This window comes from Alistipes megaguti (genome assembly GCF_944320325.1).
Lineage (GTDB): Bacteria > Bacteroidota > Bacteroidia > Bacteroidales > Rikenellaceae > Alistipes > Alistipes megaguti.
This window is the reverse complement of record NZ_CALUHA010000007.1, coordinates 19,598-36,636: the sequence shown is the minus strand read 5'-3', so window position 1 is coordinate 36,636 and position 17,039 is coordinate 19,598. Positions and strand designations below refer to the sequence as shown.

Sequence of the window (17,039 nt, the reverse complement as noted above, 5' to 3'; positions counted from 1 at the left end):
ATGTACCGTACCCTCCCATACCTCGGACTCTTCGTGGCCGCCGTGCTGCTGCAGATCTTCCTGTTCGACAACCTCTCGATCAGCATCTACCTCAACCCGCTGGTCTACATCGTCTTCATCGCCCTGCTGCCGCTCGACGCACAGCCCGTCACGCTGCTGGGCGCCGGTCTGCTGCTCGGCGTGGTGATGGACCAGGCCATGGGTTCGGCCGGCATCAACACCATCGTCACGCTGCCCGTCGCCTTTTTCCGCCCGCAGATAGCCGCCATGATCTGCGGCCGTGAGAATGTCCGCGAAGGGGGTATCCCCTCGCCGGGGCGTCTCGGCTCGCACAAGTTCTTCGTCTACCTGCTGACGCTGACGATGATCCACCATACGCTCTTCTTCCTGCTCGAGGCCCTCTCGTGGAGCCACCTGTTCCACACCGTGGTGCGCATCGTCGTCAGCTCGGCCGTCTCGGTGGCCTTCAGCTGGATTATCACCCGCATCTTCACCGCCAAACTCCCCGCACGCGTATGAGTGATTCGGAAAGTTTCCTGAGAATGAGGACCCTGCAGGTCATCGTGATCTTCATCTTCGCGGTGATCCTCCTGCGGCTGGCCTACATACAGCTCTTCGACCGGCGTTACGCGGAGCTGGCCGAGGCCAACGTCCTGCGCCACGTCGTACAGTACCCGCCGCGCGGCGAGGTCTTCGACCGCAACGGTGAATACCTCGTCCAGAGCCGCGAGTGCTACGACCTGATGGTCATCTACCGCGAAATCGACCGGCGCGGATTCGACACCGCCCGCCTCTGCGAGGTGGCCGGCATCTCGCGCGAAAAACTCGACCGCGAACTGGCCAATGCACGGGTCCGTCCCCGCGCCCCGCGTCTGGTGACAAGCTACATCCCCAAGGAGGACAAGCTGCGTTTCGACGAGGGCAACTTCCGCGGCTTCTACACCGTCTACCGCACCGTGCGGCAGTATCCGCGCAAGATCGGCGGCAACCTGCTCGGCTACGTCAGCGAGGTGAACGACACCTATCTCAAACGGCATCCCGAATACAAGGTGGGCGACTACGTCGGCATGAGCGGCGTGGAGTCGGCCTACGAGCCCGAGCTGAAGGGCAAGAAGGGGGTCAAGATCCAGGAGATCGACACCCACGGCGCCATCAAGGGCTCTTACCTGAACGGCCGTTACGACTCGGTGCCCGAACCGGGCAAATACCTCGTCAGCACGATCGACGCACGGCTGCAGCTGCTCGGCGAGGAGCTGATGCGCGGCAAGGTCGGCGCCGCGGTGGCCATCGAGCCCTCGACGGGTGAAATCCTGATGATGGTCTCCTCGCCGACGTACGACCCCGACGAGCTGGTGGGCCGCGAACGCGGCAACAACTACATGAAGATGCTCTACAACAAGCGCAAGCCGCTGTTCAATCGTGCCGTGAAGGCCAAATACCCTCCGGGCTCGACCTTCAAGCTGGTGCAGGGGCTGATCGGCCTGCAGGAGGGGGTGCTGCACCCGTCGGACCTGCACGTCTGCCACAACGGCTACCAGGCCGGACGCCTCAAGATGGCCTGCCACTCCCACGCCTCGCCGCTCGACCTGCGCTTTGCGGTGGCCACCTCGTGCAACGCCTACTTCTGCTACGTCTTCCGCGACATCCTCGACAACCCGAAATACGGCAGCGTCAAGGAGGGATTCGACGTCTGGAAGGAGTATGTCGAGAGTTTCGGATTCGGCCGCAAGCTCGGTTCGGACTTTCTGGACGAGGGCTACGGATATGTCCCCGACCGCGCCTACTACGACCGCCAGTACCGCGGTTCGTGGAACTCGCTGACGGTCCTCTCGCTCTCGATCGGACAGGATGCCCTGGGCTGCACGCCGCTGCAGCTGGCCAACCTGGCCTGCATCATCGCCAACCGCGGCTACTACTACATCCCGCACATCGTCAAGCGCATCGAGGGTCGGGATTCGCTCGACCGCCGCTTCTACGAACGCCACTACACGAAGGTCGACCCGAAACACTTCGACCCGATCGTCGAGGGCATGTGGCGCGGCGTGAACGTCGGCGGCACCTCGACGATGGCCCGGCTCGAGGGTTGGGACGTCTGCGGCAAAACCGGTACGGCCGAAAACCCCCGCGGCCGCGACCACTCGACCTTCCTGAGCTTCGCCCCGAAGGACAACCCGCGGATCGCCATCTCGGTCTACGTCGAAAACGGCGGTTTCGGCGCCACGTCGGCCCTGCCGATCGCCAGCCTGCTCGAGGAGTACTACCTCACGGATACAATCCGACGTCCGGCCCTGCTGGAATATGTCAAGAACATGCAACTCTATTACCCGGCCTATGACAAGTAACCGGCATACAGGCATTTTCGACGGCGTCGACCGCGGTACGGTGCTGCTCTACGTCCTGATCGTCCTGGCAGGATTCGTCTCGATCATCTCCGCCTCGTACGACGACACCATCGCCCGGACCTTCTCCTTCTCGCACTTCTACATGAAGCAGCTCATCTGGATCGGTGTGGCCTGGACCACGGCACTGGTCGTGCTGCTGCTCGACGAACGCTTCTACCACATGTTCGCCTATCCGGCCTACTTCGCCGGACTGGCGCTGCTCGTTGCCGCGCTGCTCTTCGGCCGCGAGGTCAACGGCGCCAAGGCCTGGTTCGAATTCGGATCGGTGCGCGTCCAGCCCGTCGAGTTCGCCAAGATCGCCACGGCCCTGGCCCTGGCCCGCGTGATGAGCAACTACTCCTTCTCGATCAACCGCCCGGGCGACCTCTTCAAGGTGGCCCTGGTCATCTGCATCCCGCTGCTGATCATCATCCTGCAGAACGACACCGGTTCGGGCATTGTCCTCTGCTCGTTCCTCTTCGTCCTCTACCGCGAAGGGCTCAACAAGTGGCTGTGCATCCCGGTGCTGCTGATCGGCGCGCTGTTCATCGTCTCGTTCCTGCTCTCGCCGATGGTGCTGCTCGTGACGCTGATTCTGGTCTGCACGCTCTCGGAGGCAATGATGAACGGGCAGTGGCGCTCGCGGATCATCTTCCTGGCGGCGCTGATGCTCTCGAGCATCCTGCTCTGTCTGGTCGCGGCCCTGGTGAGCCCCGGCAAGCTGGACATCTACCACAGCCTGCTCATCATGACCGCCGTGGCCGTGCTCTTCGTCGCGGGATACGCCCTGCGCACCCATCTGACGAACCTCTTCATCCTCATCGGACTGTTCGTCGGGTCGATGATCTTCCTCCCGACGACCGACTACATCTTCAACTCGATCCTCAAGCAGCACCAGCGCGACCGCATCCTGAGCTTCCTGGGTATCATGAGCGACCCGCTGGGCACGGACTACAACGTCAACCAGGCCAAGATCGCCATCGGTTCGGGCGGGCTCTTCGGCAAGGGGTTCCTGCACGGCACCCAGATCAAATACGGCTTCGTCCCCGAAAAACACACCGACTTCATCTTCTGCACCGTCGGTGAAGAGTGGGGATTCCTCGGCACAACCTTCGTGCTGACGCTGCTGTGCCTGCTGATCCTGCGGCTGATGCGCATGGGCGAACGGCAGGAGGAGCCCTTCGGCCGCATCTACTGCTACTGCGTGGCCTCGATCCTGCTGTTCCACGTGCTGGTGAACGTCGGCATGACCATCGGCCTGATGCCCGTCATGGGTATTCCGTTGCCGTTCATGAGCTACGGCGGATCGTCGCTCATCGCCTTCACGATCCTGCTCTTCATCGCCATCCGTCTGGATGCCTCCACCCGCCATTTCTCCCTCAACCGCATCGCCTGACAACACCCTGCATACACCAAAAAAACTATGATACGCTACAACCCCAAAGGACTGACCTCCGCCGAGGTCGAAAAGAGCCGCTCGGAACACGGCAACAACGTCATCACCCCGCCGAAAGATGACTCGGCGTGGAAACTGCTACTCGAAAAGTTCCGCGACCCGATCATCCGCATCCTGCTGCTGGCCGCCGTGCTGTCGCTGGCCATCGGCTTCGCCCACCAGGATTTCACCGAGTCAATCGGTATCATCTGCGCCATCATCCTGGCCACGTGCGTGGGCTTCTGGTTCGAGTGGGACGCCCAACGGCGCTTCCGCCGCCTGAACCAGGTCAACGACGACATTCCGGTCAAGGTGATGCGCGAGGGCTCGATCCGCGAAATCCCGCGCCGCGACGTGGTCGTGGGCGACGTGGTCTACATCGAAGGGGGCGAGACCGTCCCGGCCGACGGCGAACTGGTCGAGGCCGTCTCGCTGAAGATCAACGAATCGACCCTCACGGGCGAACCCGAGGTCGACAAAACGGTCGACCCGGCACACTTCGATCCCGAAGCGACCTATCCGTCGAACGTCGCCATGCGCGGCACGACGGTTGCGGACGGCTACGGCGTGATGGTCACCACGGCCGTAGGCGACCGCTCCGAGGCGGGGCGCGTCACCGAGCAGTCGACCGTCCAGAGCGACGAACAGACCCCGCTCGACCGCCAGCTGACCCGCCTTTCGCACCTGATCGGACGCGTGGGCATCTTTCTCTCGGGGCTGATCTTCTGCGTCATGCTGGGCAAGGCCTTTCTCGTCGAAGACTTGCTCCAGCAGGACTGGCTCACCATCTCGCAGCACGTACTGAACATCTTCATGGTCTCGGTGGCCATCATCGTCATGGCCGTGCCCGAGGGACTTCCGATGTCGATCACCCTCTCGCTGGCGATGTCCATGCGGCGGATGCTGAAGACGAACAACCTCGTGCGCAAGATGCACGCCTGCGAGACGATGGGCGCCGTGACGGTCATCTGCACCGACAAGACCGGTACGCTGACCCAGAACCGCATGCACGTCCAGGAGCTGGTGCGCTACGACGAACTCCCGGAGCGCGAATTTGCCGAGGTGGTGGCGCTCAACTCCACGGCTTTCCTCGATGCCGAGGGCAAGATCATCGGCAATCCGACGGAAGGGGCGCTGCTCGAATGGATGCGGCGCGACGGTCACGACTACGAGACGCTGCGCGCCGGAGCGAAGATCATCGACCGGCTGACCTTCTCGACCGAACGCAAATACATGGCCACGATCATCGAAAGCGGCCTCACGGGGCGCCGTCTGCTCTGCGTCAAGGGGGCGCCGGAGATCGTGCGCGCGATGTGCGCCGCCGACGGGCTCGACGAAAAGGTTACCGCCCAACTCACCGCCTTCCAGAACCGCGCCATGCGGACGCTGGGCGTAGCGTGGGCCGAAACCTCGGCGACGAACTGCACCGAGGCCGTCCGCGCCGGCGGGCTGCACTTTGCGGCCGTGGCGGCCATCTCGGACCCCGTGCGCGAAGATGTTCCGGCAGCCGTCGGGCAGTGCCTGCGGGCCGGCATCGCCGTGAAGATCGTCACGGGCGACACCCCCGCCACGGCGCGTGAAATCGCCCGCCAGATCGGTCTCTGGAACGACGCCGTGGACGGCAATCGCAACCACATCACCGGAGCGGAGTTTGCCGCCATGAGCGACGAGGAGCTGCTCGGCAGGGTCCAGGAGCTGAAGATCATGTCGCGGGCCCGTCCGCTCGACAAACAGCGGCTGGTCAAGCTGCTGCAGCAGTGTGGCGAGGTGGTCGCCGTGACGGGCGACGGCACGAACGACGCCCCGGCACTGAACTTCGCCAACGTCGGCCTGTCGATGGGTTCGGGAACCTCCGTAGCGAAGGATGCCTCGGATATCACGCTGCTCGACGACTCGTTCACGTCGATCGCCACGGCCGTCATGTGGGGGCGCTCGCTCTACCGCAACATCCAGCGCTTCGTCCTCTTCCAGCTGACGATCAACGTCGCCGCCATCCTGATCTGCTTCATCGGTTCGATTTTCGGCACCGAGATGCCGCTGACCGTCGTGCAGATCCTCTGGGTCAACATCATCATGGACACCTTCGCCGCCATGGCCATGGCCTCGCTTCCGCCGAGCCCCGAGGTCATGCAGGACAAACCCCGCTCGCGCGACGAATTCATCATCTCGCGGTCGATGGCCCGCACGATCTTCACCTGCGCCGGCGTGATGGTCGTCGCGCTGCTGGGGATGCTCTTCGGCTGGACGCTGCGCGACGGAGGCCTCTCGGTTCACCAGCTGACGATCTTCTTCTCGACGTTCGTCTTCCTGCAGTTCTGGAACATGTTCAACGCCAAGGGATTTGAAACCCGCCACTCGGTCTTCACCCATCTGAAGGGCTGTCGCGAATTCTTCCTGATCCTGGCCGCCATTGCCGTCGGTCAGATTCTGATCGTCGAGTTCGGCGGGCAGGTCTTCCGCACCGTGCCGCTGTCGTGGCCGGAATGGGCCGAGATCATCGGACTGACCTCGCTGCTGGCCTTCGGAGGTGAAGCCGTCCGGGCGCTGGGCCGCAGGAGAAAATAAAAATTTCCGAAAAAAGACCGACATGATGCTCAAACCACAGGCTCTCGCACTGTTCGTCGCGCTGCTGCTCTTCAGCCTCAAGGTTCGGGCACAACTCCGTGACAGCACAGCCCTGCAACCCGACAGCATCCTCCTGCAGCAGCGTGGCAACACGGCCCTGACGCCCGACACCCTGCAGAGCAACAATTCGGTCCTGCAGCACAGCTACACACACCTGTGCCGCGACAGCGTGGACTGGAGCGCCGGCGGCGCATTCCGCAGGCGGATCGACCGCCACACCTCGACGAAAGCCTACCGGATGCTCTTCATCGGTACGCCACTGATCGTCGGCGGCGTCATCATGCAGAGCTACGACCGGGATTTCCAGCGTCTGAGAAACGGCCACGTCCCTTCGTTTCACCAGAAGTACGACGACTGGCTGCAGTATGCCCCGGCAGGAGCGATGCTGGCCATGAAGGCGTGCGGTGTCAAGAGCCGCAGTTCGTGGGGCCGGATGCTGGTTTCGGACGCCTTCTCGGCCGGACTGATGGCCATCGCCGTCAACTCGCTCAAGTACACGTGCCGCGTCATGCGCCCCGACGGTTCGACGCGCAACTCCTTCCCCTCGGGCCACACCGCCACGGCCTTCATGACCGCCACGATGCTCCACAAGGAGTACGGCCACCTCAGCCCCTGGTACAGTATCGGCGGATATGCCGTGGCCACGGCCACCGGCGTCACGCGGCAGCTCAACAACCGCCACTGGATGAGTGACGTGATGGTCGGAGCCGGCATCGGCATCCTGGTCGCCGAATTCGGCTACTTCCTGGCCGATCTGATCTTCAAGGAGCGGGGACTGAACGTCTACGAAACCTTCTCGGTCCATGACCGCTACCGCCACCCGTCGTTCGTGGGATTCGCCATCGGCGTGATGACTATCCCCGGCAACTACACCACCCGCGAAGGGATGCGCATGCGTTTCCACGCGGGCCCCACGACCGGTGTTCAGGGAGCCTGGTTCGCCTCGCCCTACTGGGGAATCGGCGGGAGACTGACTTGTTCGAACCTCCGCACGGAGATCAACAGTGTCATCCAGGACGACAACTTCAAAAGTGCCTCGGTCTATGTCGGCCCCTACTTCTCGTATCCCGTCTCGCTACGTTGGCAGGTGGGTTCGAAACTTCTCGGCGGCTACGAATTCTACAAACGGTTCAAAACCTCGTTCGGCGACATTCCGGGACGCAACGGCGCCGCCTTCGCCACAGGTGTCTCGACCACCTATCTGGCCACGCAGAACCTCGGCGTACGCTTTGCCGTGGATTACGATCTGGCGCCGTCGCTCGTCCGCGGTTCGGGCGAGCCGCTGCACAAACTCTCCTTCGGCATCGAGGTCTGCGCCGTCTTCTATCCGTCCGGAAAAGGAAAGGCGACCGCCCGGAGCATGGAGAGGGCAAATGGGGCGAGAACATAGCCCGAAGAGAGGGACGAAAGGCTCGCACAAAAGGCTCACCGGAGAGAGGAACGGAAGGGTCCGAAGGAGCGGACTGCAAACGGCCCGAAAACCCAAAACGGGCTGCCGACGATCGGCAGCCCGTTTATCTTTCGGAACAAATGAAATATCAGAGCAGCGGCAATACGGACTCGCTCCGCGAAGGCAGCGTAACAGGAGCCTCCTTCACGTAATCGGGAATTACAACCCGTTCGTAGACCGATTCGATCTGCTCGTCGAGCGAAACAAGCCGCAATTCGGTATCGGTCATCGACTCGACCCGATAGCTGTGCGCCCAGGGCTCACCATCGGAATAGGCCCCCGAAAGGATCGTTCCGTTTTCGGAATCGGCCGTCATGCGACACGTCCCGGTGTAGGGGACATATCCGGCCGAAGTGAGATTGCCGATCTGCTGATAGAACGTAAAACGATCCGTTCCAAGCTCCAGATAGACCCGCCCGGAGAGGGTCGTATCCTCGTTCCAGGAGATCAACATCCAGCCATTGGGTTGGATGGCAACACCTCCGTCTCCCCCATCATTTCCCTTTTTCGAGCAGGAAACCCCTGCAACGGCCAGCATCACGACGGCACAAACACCAAGTAGAAAATTCAAGCGCATGGACGACTCATTTTTTTAAGCGACAGCAACTATGTGAGGTTTGCAAAGTTAGAAATTGATTCGGGAAACCCAAAACCGCGATCCGAAAAACCATTTTCTGACCAGCTTTTCCGCCCGCTGGCACAAAAAATGCACCACACCAAGCATCCCTTGGACAAAATCCGTCTGCAATGAAAATACGTCTGTTGCTGATCCTGCTGTTGTTCGTCGCATCGGTCGGGGTGCTCGTCTGGCTCTACGACGGGAAGGCCTTCCTGCCTCCGAAGCACGCCCGTTCGACGTGGCATGAAATCACGGCCGACCTGGAGGCCTGCGGACACCGCAAACATCTCAAGGCGCGTCAATACCGGCATTTTGCGAAGATCGCGGCCGCCGAGCATCAATACCCGGCCGAACGGCTCTTCCGGGCCATAGCCTGCTCCGAAGAGCTGCAGGAGCAGAACCTTGCTGCAGCCATTCACCGTCTGGGCGGCAGCTACACACCCCCTGGGGATATTGTCCTGTACGGCAGTTCGACGGCCGGCAACCTGGAGCGCTGCATCGGGATCGAACGCTACCGCTTCGGCCGACATTCCGACGCGGAGATCCGACGGGCCATGAGCCGCGGGAACCGTTATGCCGCCCGGCTGCAGGTCTGGGCCGCGGCAAATGATCTGCGCCAGATCATGCTGCTGGAGAGTCTGGGGCGGAACTCCGCGTCGGGATTTGCCGTCTGCCCCCGGTGCGGGAATCTCTACGCGACGACGTATCTCGACCGCTATTGTCCGCACTGTCTGACCGCCGGCGAGGAGTTCATCCGTTTCGAGTAGTCGGGCCGGCGGCATCACGCCACACAAAAAAAGCCGGACACGAAGCGTTGCAATCACATCCGCGCTCCATATCCGGCAAAAATTCGGGCCGCAGCCTTCCTCTGACTACTCCTCCTCGGCGTCGGGCTCCTTCATCGTGTGGTAGACGTTCACCACGTCGTCATCCTCCTCGAGGCGCTCGACGAGTTTCTCGACCGATTCGCGACCCTCGGCATCGAGTTCCTTCGTATCGGTCGGAATACGCACCGACTCACCCGATACGATCTCGAAGCCCTTGTCGTCGAGCCACTTCTGGATGGCACCGAACGACTCGTAGGGGGCATAGACCGTGATGCCGTCCTCCTCGGGGTAGAACTCGTCCACACCCAGGTCGATCATCTCCAGCTCGAGTTCCTCGGGATCGACGTTCGGAGCCTTGAACTTGAAGACGCACTTGTGGTCGAAGAGGAAGCCCACCGAGCCGCTGTTGCCCAGCGTACCGCCGCATTTGTTGAAGTGCATGCGGATGTTGGCCACCGTACGGTTGGTGTTGTCCGTGGCCGTCTCGACCAGGAAGGCGATTCCGTGAGGGCCGTATCCCTCGTAGATGACCTCCTTGTAGTCGGCCGCATCCTTCTCCGTGGCACGTTTGATCGCACGCTCGATATTCTCCTTGGGCATGTTCTCGGCCTTGGCGTTCTGGATCAGAATGCGCAGACGCGTATTGCCCGAGGGATCCGCTCCGGCGGCCTTCACGGCGATTTCGATCTCCTTACCCAGTTTGGTGAAGGTGCGGGCCATGTGCCCCCAACGCTTCAACTTCCGCGCTTTGCGGTATTCAAAGGCTCTTCCCATAAATAATGATGAATTTATTTTTTCGGATTTTTTCTTTCAGAGTGCAAAGGTATAAAATTCAGAAAAAAAAAGGAAACGCCGACAAAAATATTCCGCACGAATCTCCTTTCCGAAGCGGAGATTGTCAGAGGAATTGCCTATTTTTGCAGCGGAAACCGCCCGGCCGGGGCCGATCCGAAGGCAACACCCGGCACCGAACCGCCGCCCCGCCGGCAAACCTTTGCAACACGTAAAAAAGAGAATACCATGGAGATCAAAAGCCGTTTCGACCATTTCAACGTCAATGTCACCGATCTGGACCGCAGTCTGAAATTCTACGACAAGGCCCTGGGGCTGAAGGAGATCAGCCGTCAGAAGGCCGCCGACGGATCCTACGAGATCGTCTTCGTCGGCGACGGCGAGTCGTCGTTCAAACTCGAGCTGACGTGGCTGCGCGACCACGCCGCCACGCCCTACGAACTGGGTGACAACGAAAGCCACCTCTGCGTGCGCGTGGCCGGCGATTACGACGCCGTGCGCGAGTATCACCGTGCGATGGGCTGCCTCTGCTTCGAGAACCACGAGATGGGACTCTACTTCATCAACGATCCCGACGACTACTGGATCGAGATCCTTCCGCTGAAAAAATAACAAGGCCATGCAGAACATCAGCGACAAGAAGAACGCCCCCCTGCAGGAGGAGGTCGAACGCGCCGTCGAGGTGCTGCGCCGCGGCGGCATCATCCTCTACCCCACCGATACGGTCTGGGGCATCGGCTGCGACGCCACCAACGCCGAGGCCGTCGACCGCATCTACCGCCTCAAACGCAGCGAAAACAAGAAATCGATGCTCGTGCTGTGCGCCTCGGCCGACATGGTCGTGCGCTATGTCAACCGCGCACCCGGCATCGCCTTCGAGGTGATGGAGATGGCCACCACCCCGCTGACGGCCATTCTGCCCGGTGCCGCGGGCGTCGCCCCGAACCTCATCCCCGACGAGGGGACGCTCGGCGTCAGGATCCCCGACCACGAGTTCTGCCGGCGCATGCTGCGCGCCCTGGGACGCCCCGTGGTCTCGACCTCGGCCAACATCTCCGGCCAGCCGACGGCCGTCGGACTGCAGGACGTCGCACAGGAGATCGTCGACGGCGTCGACTTCGTCGTCAATCCCCGTTTCGAAGGCAAACCCACCCGCAAGGCTTCGTCGATCATTGCGTTCGGCGAAGGCGGCGAGGTCAAGATCATCCGCGAATAAGATGGCACGCACGCTTGTCACCCCCATCCAGAAACGCTTCTCGGACATCGATCCCTTCCAGCACGTCAACAACGTCTCGCAGCAGATGTACTTCGACGTCGGCAAGATGGAGTATTACGATCGGGTGCTCGGCGGCGCCGGCGCCCTGCTGGGCGATCTGCGCATCGTCACCGTCTCGACCTCAACCTCCTACATGGGCCAGGTGCGCATGACCGATCCGGTACGCATCACCACCACCTGCGAACGGGTCGGCAACAAGAGCCTCACGCTCTTCCAGCAGCTGCTCGTCGGCGACGAAGTGCGCAGCGAGAGCCGTTCGGTGATGGTCGTCTTCGACTTCCCGAATCAGTGTTCGCGCCCCGTTCCCGACGAGTGGCGCGAGCATCTGACGGCCGAATAGAGCGGCAGCCGCCCGTCGCTGCGCAGCGGCGGAAGATCCGGATGGCGCAGCGGCGAGAAGGATGAGCCGGGCGCAGCGAGGGGCGAGAAGGGCGAGCCAGACGAGAGGGGCGAGCCAGATGAAAGGGAAGAAGTGAGAGTCGAAGAGGGTGAGGCAATTGCGGCAGCGGAACCCAGTGAAGGGACCTCGGCCGAAGAGTCCCGACGGGCATGACGGCGGCGGGGATGATGCAGGCTGTAATGATACCCCACGGCCACGAGAATCACCCCCGTGAAGATGCATCCGGCGGCAGTGAGATTCACGGCATTGAAGTGCGCCTGCCCGCGGGTGACGGCCAAAACACCCGCCGCCAGAGGCTGAATGTAGCGGTAAAGGGCCGTATGGACGGCCGTGAGCTTCTCCGTGCCGCGGTAGAGCAGGTACATCGGCAGCACGGTTCCCAGCACGAGGATGTAGGCCAGTTCGGCCTGGGCGCCGAGCGGCAGCCGCAGGAAATCCGTGTGGTCGACATACCGCCAGAAGAAGGGAGCCGTCACGGCCAGTCCGATGATGTAGTACCATCCCATCACCACCAGCGTGCCGTGGCGCTCGAGCTGCGGTTTGATCAGCACCGTATTGGCGGCTATGGCCACCACGGCCAGCAGCACGAAGAGATTGCCTTCGGCCTGGCTGCCACGCGTGAGCTCGAAGCCCTGGTTGAAGAGCAGAATCCCCGCCCCGAGCAGAGAAATCACGATCCCGACGGCGCGTCCCGGCAGATAGCGGTGCGGATGCAACAGGTGGTCCAGCAGCAGCGTGATGGCCGGACCGAGCGTCGCGATGACCGAAGCGTCGATCGGCGAGGTGACCGACGCCCCCTTGAGCAGCAGGTACATCCATCCGTAGACGACCAGCAGCGAGACGAGCAGGATCTTCCCGGCATCGCGCCACCCGAGGCGGAAGGCTCCGCGCGAAAACAGCGCAAAGGGGATGAAAAACAGTGCCGCCGAAAGGACCTGCAACATGAAGATCTGTTCGAAATCCAGCCAGTTGCGCGTGAGCGAGACATAGAATGAAAAGTCCGCTCCGAAAAAGAGGTTGGCGAAGATCAGGTCGAAGTGATAATGCGTCTTTCCCACGAATGCTTCACCCGGCAATTTTCGCACCGAACCGATTTTTACGTATCTTTGCCGCGGCATTCGGCCCGCAAAGAGGGCCGGCGCCAGGATCAAACAACCGTAAATTCCTTCCATTCACACCCTACGCGACGATGGACAAAGGAAAACTCAAAGGTCATGCAGCCCTCTGGGCCGCCAACATCATCTGGGGTCTCAACGCCCCGATCGGCAAAAGCGTACTGGTCTCGGCGGCCAACCCCTCGGGGATCAGCCCCTTTGCCATGAGCGTCTACCGCATGGTGGGGGCGGCACTGCTCTTCTGGGCCGCATCGCTCTTCCTGCCCCGCGAGCGGGTTTCGCGCCGCGACATCGTGCTGCTGTTCTTCGCCTCGCTGTTCGGCATCCAGCTGAACCAGATGCTCTTCCTCTGGGGGCTGTCGCTCACCTCGCCGATCGACACCTCGATCATCTCGACGATCGTTCCCGTGCTGACGATGGTCCTGGCCACGCTCTTCCTGCGCGAACCGATCACCTGGCTCAAGGCCGGCGGCGTCTTTCTCGGATGCGCCGGGGCCGTGATTCTGGTACTGGCCAGCCAGCACGGCGCAGGGCATACCTCGAGCATTAAGGGCGACATTCTCTGCATTGTCAGCGCCATCAGCTATGCCACCTACCTCACGGCCTTCCGCGATGTCATCGTACGCTATTCGCCCGTCACCTCGATGAAGTGGATGTTTCTCTTTGCGGCCGTCGTCGCCGTGGGGATCTACTACCGACCGCTCATCGAGGTCGACTACGCGTCGCTTTCGCCGCGCACGTGGGGCGGCATCGCCTTCGTGGTCATCGGGGCCACGTTCCTCTCCTACCTGCTGGTACCCATTGCGCAGCGTTATCTGCGGCCGACGGTCGTCTCGATGTACAACTACGTGCAGCCGGTGGTGGCCGTGCTCTTCACTGTAGCCATCGGGCTCGATACGTTCGGTCCGACCAAGGGGTTCGCTGCGCTGTGTGTCTTTGTCGGGGTATGGCTGGTCACCAAGTCGAAGTCCCGCGCCCAGCTGGAGGCCGAGAAGGCGCAGAAGAAGGCGACCGAAAAATAGGAGCCAAGCGAAAGACCGAGAAGCCGGGGGAGCCCAAGGTGCCGGGAAGACGGAGGAGCCGAGAAACCGAAAAGACAGAGGCGCCGAGAGGACAGAGGTGCGGGGTCCAGAGGAGCCGGGACGCCAGAGGAGCCGGAGAAGCCGAAAAACCGGGAAGACAGCCAGAGAATCCAGAAACGTCGGAGGTATTCATCCAAAAGAAGGGCGAAACCTGCAAAAAGGTTTCGCCCTTCTTCGCTCTTTCGCTCCGGGATTCCGCTCCGTCAGGCCCCGGGCTCGGCGAAAGCATCCGCCTGTGCCGGTTCTCCGGCCTTGACCAGACCGCGTTCCGTCGCCAGCCGCTCCATCAGTGCGTAGGCCGCCCCGTATTCGTTCGGAATCTCGCCGTCGAGGATCGCATTCTTGATCACCTCCTTGATCTCGCCGATGACGCGGCAGGGGCCGATGCCGTAGGTCTGCATGATGATCTCGCCCGTAATCGGCGGCTGGAAGTTGCGGATCCGGTCGCGCTCCTCAAGATCCTTCATCTTGCGGCGCACCAGCTCAAAGTTGGCCAGATAACGTTTCACCTTGGCGTCGATGCCCGAGGTGATGTCGGCCTCGCAGAGGGTCATCAGCGCCTCGACGTCGTCGCCCGCCTCGAACAACAGCCGCCGCACGGCCGAATCGGTCACCAGATCCTCCGAGAGGATGATCGGCCGCAGGTGGAGGAAAACCAGCTTCTGGACGAACTTCATGTGCTCGTTCAACGGGAGCTTCAGCTGGCGGAAGATCGCCGGCACCATCTTCGAACCGACGACCTCGTGGCCGTGGAAGGTCCACCCCACGCGTGGGTCGTAAGCCTTGGTCAGCGGCTTGCCGATGTCGTGCAGAATCGCCGCCCAGCGCAGCCACAGATCGTCCGAACGCCGCGCCACGTTGTCCAGCACCTTCAGCGTATGGATGAAGTTGTCCTTGTGGGCGTGTTTGCCGCGGCGCTCGACACCCTTGAGGTTGTGCATCTCGGGGAAGATCAGCTTCAGAAGACCCGTCATTTCGAGCAGTTCGAAACCGATCGAGGGGACGGGCGAGGCGACGATCTTGTTCAGTTCGACGGCAATCCGCTCGCGCGAAACGATGCGGATGCGTTCGGCATTGCGGGCAATGGCGTCGAAGGTCTCCTCCTCGATCGTGAAGCCCAGTTGCGCGGCGAAGCGCACGGCGCGCATCATCCGCAGCGGATCGTCCGAGAAGGTGACGTCCGGATCGCACGGCGTGCGGATGATGCAATCCTCCAGATCGGACATCCCGTCGAAGGGATCGACCAGTTCGCCGAAGGTCTCGGCGTTGAGCGACCAGGCCATCGCATTGATCGTAAAGTCACGGCGGCGCTGGTCATCCTCGAGCGTTCCGGGCGAGACCTCCGGTTTGCGCGAATCGTGCGTATAGGACTCCTTGCGGGCCCCCACGAACTCCACCTCGATGCCGCGAGCCCGGACCATGGCCGTACCGAAGGTCTTGAAGATGGACACCTTGGTCCTCAACTCGCGGCCCAGGGCCTCGGCCAGCGCAATGCCGCTCCCGACGACCACCACGTCGATGTCCGTCGACGGACGCCGCAGGTAGTAGTCGCGCACGTAGCCCCCGACGACGAAGGCCCGCACCCCCTGCTCGTCGGCAAGGCGCGAGATCTGACGGAATATCGGATTCGAAAGCGACACGCGGTTACTTGACATGGATCCTGATCGCATCGCGCCATACCAGATAACCCGCCCCCATCAGGTGCAGGCCGTCATTCGTATAACGGCGGTCGAGCCGCCCCTCGTCGTCGGCCAGCGCCCCCCACACGTCGAGATAGGTGACCCCCTTCTGGTGGCACAAAGCCTCGAGACGCTTGTTCGTCGGGACGATCAGATGCGCGTGTTCATAATGGCTGCGGTATTTCGTGAATCCCTCGCCGTTGACCGGCAGGATGCTCTGTACGTAGATCTTCGTCCATTTCGACTCCCGCTGGAAGCGGTCGATCAGCCGCTCGACGTCGCGCACGATCTCGTCGGGCGTGCGTCCCGCCGCCAGATCGTTCGTGCCGATCATCAGGAAGAGCTTCTTGGGATGGGCCGTCAGAATCGAGTCGAGCCGCCCGAGCAGCCAGTCCGAACGGTCGCCGCTGATGCCGCGGTTCTTGACGTGGCGGTTCTGGAAGAGTTCGGCCCACTCGCAGCCATCGGTGATCGAATTGCCCACAAAGACGATGTCGCTCGAGTGGAGCGGCAGCACGTCGAAAAGGCTTCGCCGCTGGAAGTGATACTCCCCCTGAGCGAAGGCCGCCCCCGCAACGAGCAGGGCCGCGGCAAGAAGCAGCAGTCGTTTCATTCCTGTACGGTTTTCAGTTCGCGGCGGTAGAGCTGCACGGTATTCTCCAGCCCGTAGTAGAGGGCGTCGCAGATCAGCGCATGGCCGATCGAGACCTCGTCGGTCCAGGGGATGCGGGAGATGTAGTAGCGGAGGTTCTCCAGCGAGAGGTCGTGACCGGCATTGAGCCCCAGCCCCTGCCGCCGCGCCTCCTCGGCCGCCGCCACGTAGGGGGCAACGGCCGCCTCGGGATTCTGCGCATACCGGCTGGCATACCCCTCGGTGTAGAGCTCCACGCGGTCGGCACCACATGCCCGGGCCCCGGCCACCATCGCCGGCAGGGGGTCGACGAAGATCGAGACGCGGATGCCGTGCCGATGGAAGCGGCGCGTCACCTCGCTCAGGAATTCACGGTTGGCAAGCGTATCCCAACCGGCATTCGAGGTAATGGCGTCGGCAGCGTCGGGGACCAGCGTCACCTGCGTCGGGACGACCTCCGTCACCAGGTCGATGAACGACGGAATGGGGTTGCCCTCGATGTTGAATTCGGTGGTGAGCACCCGTTTCAGATTCCGCACGTCGTCGTAGCGGATGTGGCGTCCGTCGGGGCGCGGGTGCACCGTGATGCCGTCGGCCCCGAAACGCTCGATGTTGCGCGCCGCGAGGATCACGTCCGGAAGATTCCCTCCCCGGGAGTTGCGGATGACGGCAATCTTATTGATGTTTACACTCAACTTTGTCATAAAATCCGTATATTTGCTCTCGA

The 17,039-nt window shown here is 62.1% G+C and carries 16 protein-coding genes; 10 read left to right on the top strand and 6 right to left on the bottom strand.

Annotated elements, in window-relative coordinates:
- The 5 genes from PUQ42_RS03215 to PUQ42_RS03195 are packed head-to-tail and all read left to right on the top strand — an operon-like array spanning position 1 to position 7,831.
- On the top strand, positions 1-519 hold the full coding sequence (locus PUQ42_RS03215; RefSeq protein ID WP_273370939.1) for a rod shape-determining protein MreD: 519 nt from the start codon (positions 1-3) through the stop codon (positions 517-519).
- Positions 516-2,342, top strand: coding sequence for a peptidoglycan D,D-transpeptidase FtsI family protein (locus PUQ42_RS03210; RefSeq protein ID WP_273370937.1), 1,827 nt, complete (start codon positions 516-518; stop codon positions 2,340-2,342). Before PUQ42_RS03215 ends, PUQ42_RS03210 begins: the two co-directional genes overlap by 4 nt.
- Positions 2,332-3,777 (top strand): rod shape-determining protein RodA, encoded by a 1,446-nt coding sequence (gene rodA / locus PUQ42_RS03205; protein WP_087309861.1) that lies wholly within the window; start codon positions 2,332-2,334, stop codon positions 3,775-3,777. The genes PUQ42_RS03210 and rodA overlap by 11 nt, the downstream gene beginning before the upstream one ends.
- 27 nt (positions 3,778-3,804) lie before the next feature.
- A complete protein-coding gene (locus PUQ42_RS03200; RefSeq protein WP_122120295.1) occupies positions 3,805-6,381 on the top strand; it encodes a calcium-translocating P-type ATPase, PMCA-type in 2,577 nt (858 codons plus the stop codon).
- Between the two features lie 22 nt (positions 6,382-6,403).
- Positions 6,404-7,831: a phosphatase PAP2 family protein gene (locus PUQ42_RS03195; RefSeq protein ID WP_273370933.1), complete on the top strand. Its 1,428-nt coding sequence runs from the start codon at positions 6,404-6,406 to the stop codon at positions 7,829-7,831.
- A 148-nt stretch (positions 7,832-7,979) separates the two neighbouring features.
- Here PUQ42_RS03195 and PUQ42_RS03190 read toward each other — a convergent pair whose 3' ends face one another.
- Complete coding sequence (locus tag PUQ42_RS03190; protein ID WP_273370931.1) at positions 7,980-8,345, bottom strand: hypothetical protein; 366 nt, start codon at positions 8,343-8,345, stop codon at positions 7,980-7,982.
- Positions 8,346-8,638: 293 nt separating this feature from the next.
- Between PUQ42_RS03190 and PUQ42_RS03185 the strand changes: the two genes are divergently transcribed.
- Entirely contained in the window at positions 8,639-9,277 is a 639-nt protein-coding gene (locus tag PUQ42_RS03185; RefSeq protein WP_273370929.1) for a rubrerythrin family protein, read from the top strand.
- A 105-nt stretch (positions 9,278-9,382) separates the two neighbouring features.
- Here the strand turns inward: PUQ42_RS03185 and PUQ42_RS03180 are convergent, their stop codons facing one another.
- Positions 9,383-10,111 (bottom strand): YebC/PmpR family DNA-binding transcriptional regulator, encoded by a 729-nt coding sequence (locus tag PUQ42_RS03180; RefSeq protein ID WP_087309853.1) that lies wholly within the window; start codon positions 10,109-10,111, stop codon positions 9,383-9,385.
- A 246-nt stretch (positions 10,112-10,357) separates the two neighbouring features.
- Here PUQ42_RS03180 and PUQ42_RS03175 point away from each other — a divergent pair, with 246 nt between their 5' ends.
- The 3 genes from PUQ42_RS03175 to PUQ42_RS03165 are packed head-to-tail and all read left to right on the top strand — an operon-like array spanning position 10,358 to position 11,745.
- Positions 10,358-10,741, top strand: coding sequence for a VOC family protein (locus PUQ42_RS03175; protein WP_087309851.1), 384 nt, complete (start codon positions 10,358-10,360; stop codon positions 10,739-10,741).
- Between the two features lie 7 nt (positions 10,742-10,748).
- The gene (locus tag PUQ42_RS03170) at positions 10,749-11,345 is read left to right on the top strand and encodes an L-threonylcarbamoyladenylate synthase (RefSeq protein WP_087309849.1); all 597 of its coding nucleotides are present in this window, start codon (positions 10,749-10,751) and stop codon (positions 11,343-11,345) included.
- A gap of 1 nt (position 11,346) precedes the next feature.
- A complete protein-coding gene (locus PUQ42_RS03165; RefSeq protein WP_122120293.1) occupies positions 11,347-11,745 on the top strand; it encodes an acyl-CoA thioesterase in 399 nt (132 codons plus the stop codon).
- On the opposite strand, the gene PUQ42_RS03160 is transcribed toward PUQ42_RS03165, so the two are convergent.
- Complete coding sequence (locus tag PUQ42_RS03160; protein WP_273370924.1) at positions 11,691-12,890, bottom strand: DMT family transporter; 1,200 nt, start codon at positions 12,888-12,890, stop codon at positions 11,691-11,693. The two genes, PUQ42_RS03165 and PUQ42_RS03160, sit on opposite strands and share 55 nt — an antisense overlap.
- 104 nt (positions 12,891-12,994) lie before the next feature.
- On the opposite strand from PUQ42_RS03160, the gene PUQ42_RS03155 reads away from it, so the two are divergent.
- A complete protein-coding gene (locus PUQ42_RS03155) occupies positions 12,995-13,942 on the top strand; it encodes a DMT family transporter (protein WP_273370922.1) in 948 nt (315 codons plus the stop codon).
- A gap of 263 nt (positions 13,943-14,205) precedes the next feature.
- On the opposite strand, the gene PUQ42_RS03150 is transcribed toward PUQ42_RS03155, so the two are convergent.
- Genes PUQ42_RS03150 through PUQ42_RS03140 form a run of 3 tightly spaced genes read right to left on the bottom strand, consistent with a single transcriptional unit; the run spans position 14,206 to position 17,016 of the window.
- Positions 14,206-15,657 carry a CCA tRNA nucleotidyltransferase gene (locus PUQ42_RS03150; RefSeq protein ID WP_273370919.1) on the bottom strand — a complete coding sequence of 484 codons (1,452 nt, stop codon included), beginning with the start codon at positions 15,655-15,657 and terminating at the stop codon, positions 14,206-14,208.
- Entirely contained in the window at positions 15,647-16,294 is a 648-nt protein-coding gene (locus PUQ42_RS03145; protein ID WP_087309841.1) for a GDSL-type esterase/lipase family protein, read from the bottom strand. Before PUQ42_RS03145 ends, PUQ42_RS03150 begins: the two co-directional genes overlap by 11 nt.
- Positions 16,291-17,016 carry a pyridoxine 5'-phosphate synthase gene (locus PUQ42_RS03140; protein ID WP_122120291.1) on the bottom strand — a complete coding sequence of 242 codons (726 nt, stop codon included), beginning with the start codon at positions 17,014-17,016 and terminating at the stop codon, positions 16,291-16,293. Before PUQ42_RS03140 ends, PUQ42_RS03145 begins: the two co-directional genes overlap by 4 nt.
- Between the last annotated feature and the right edge of the window lie 23 nt (positions 17,017-17,039).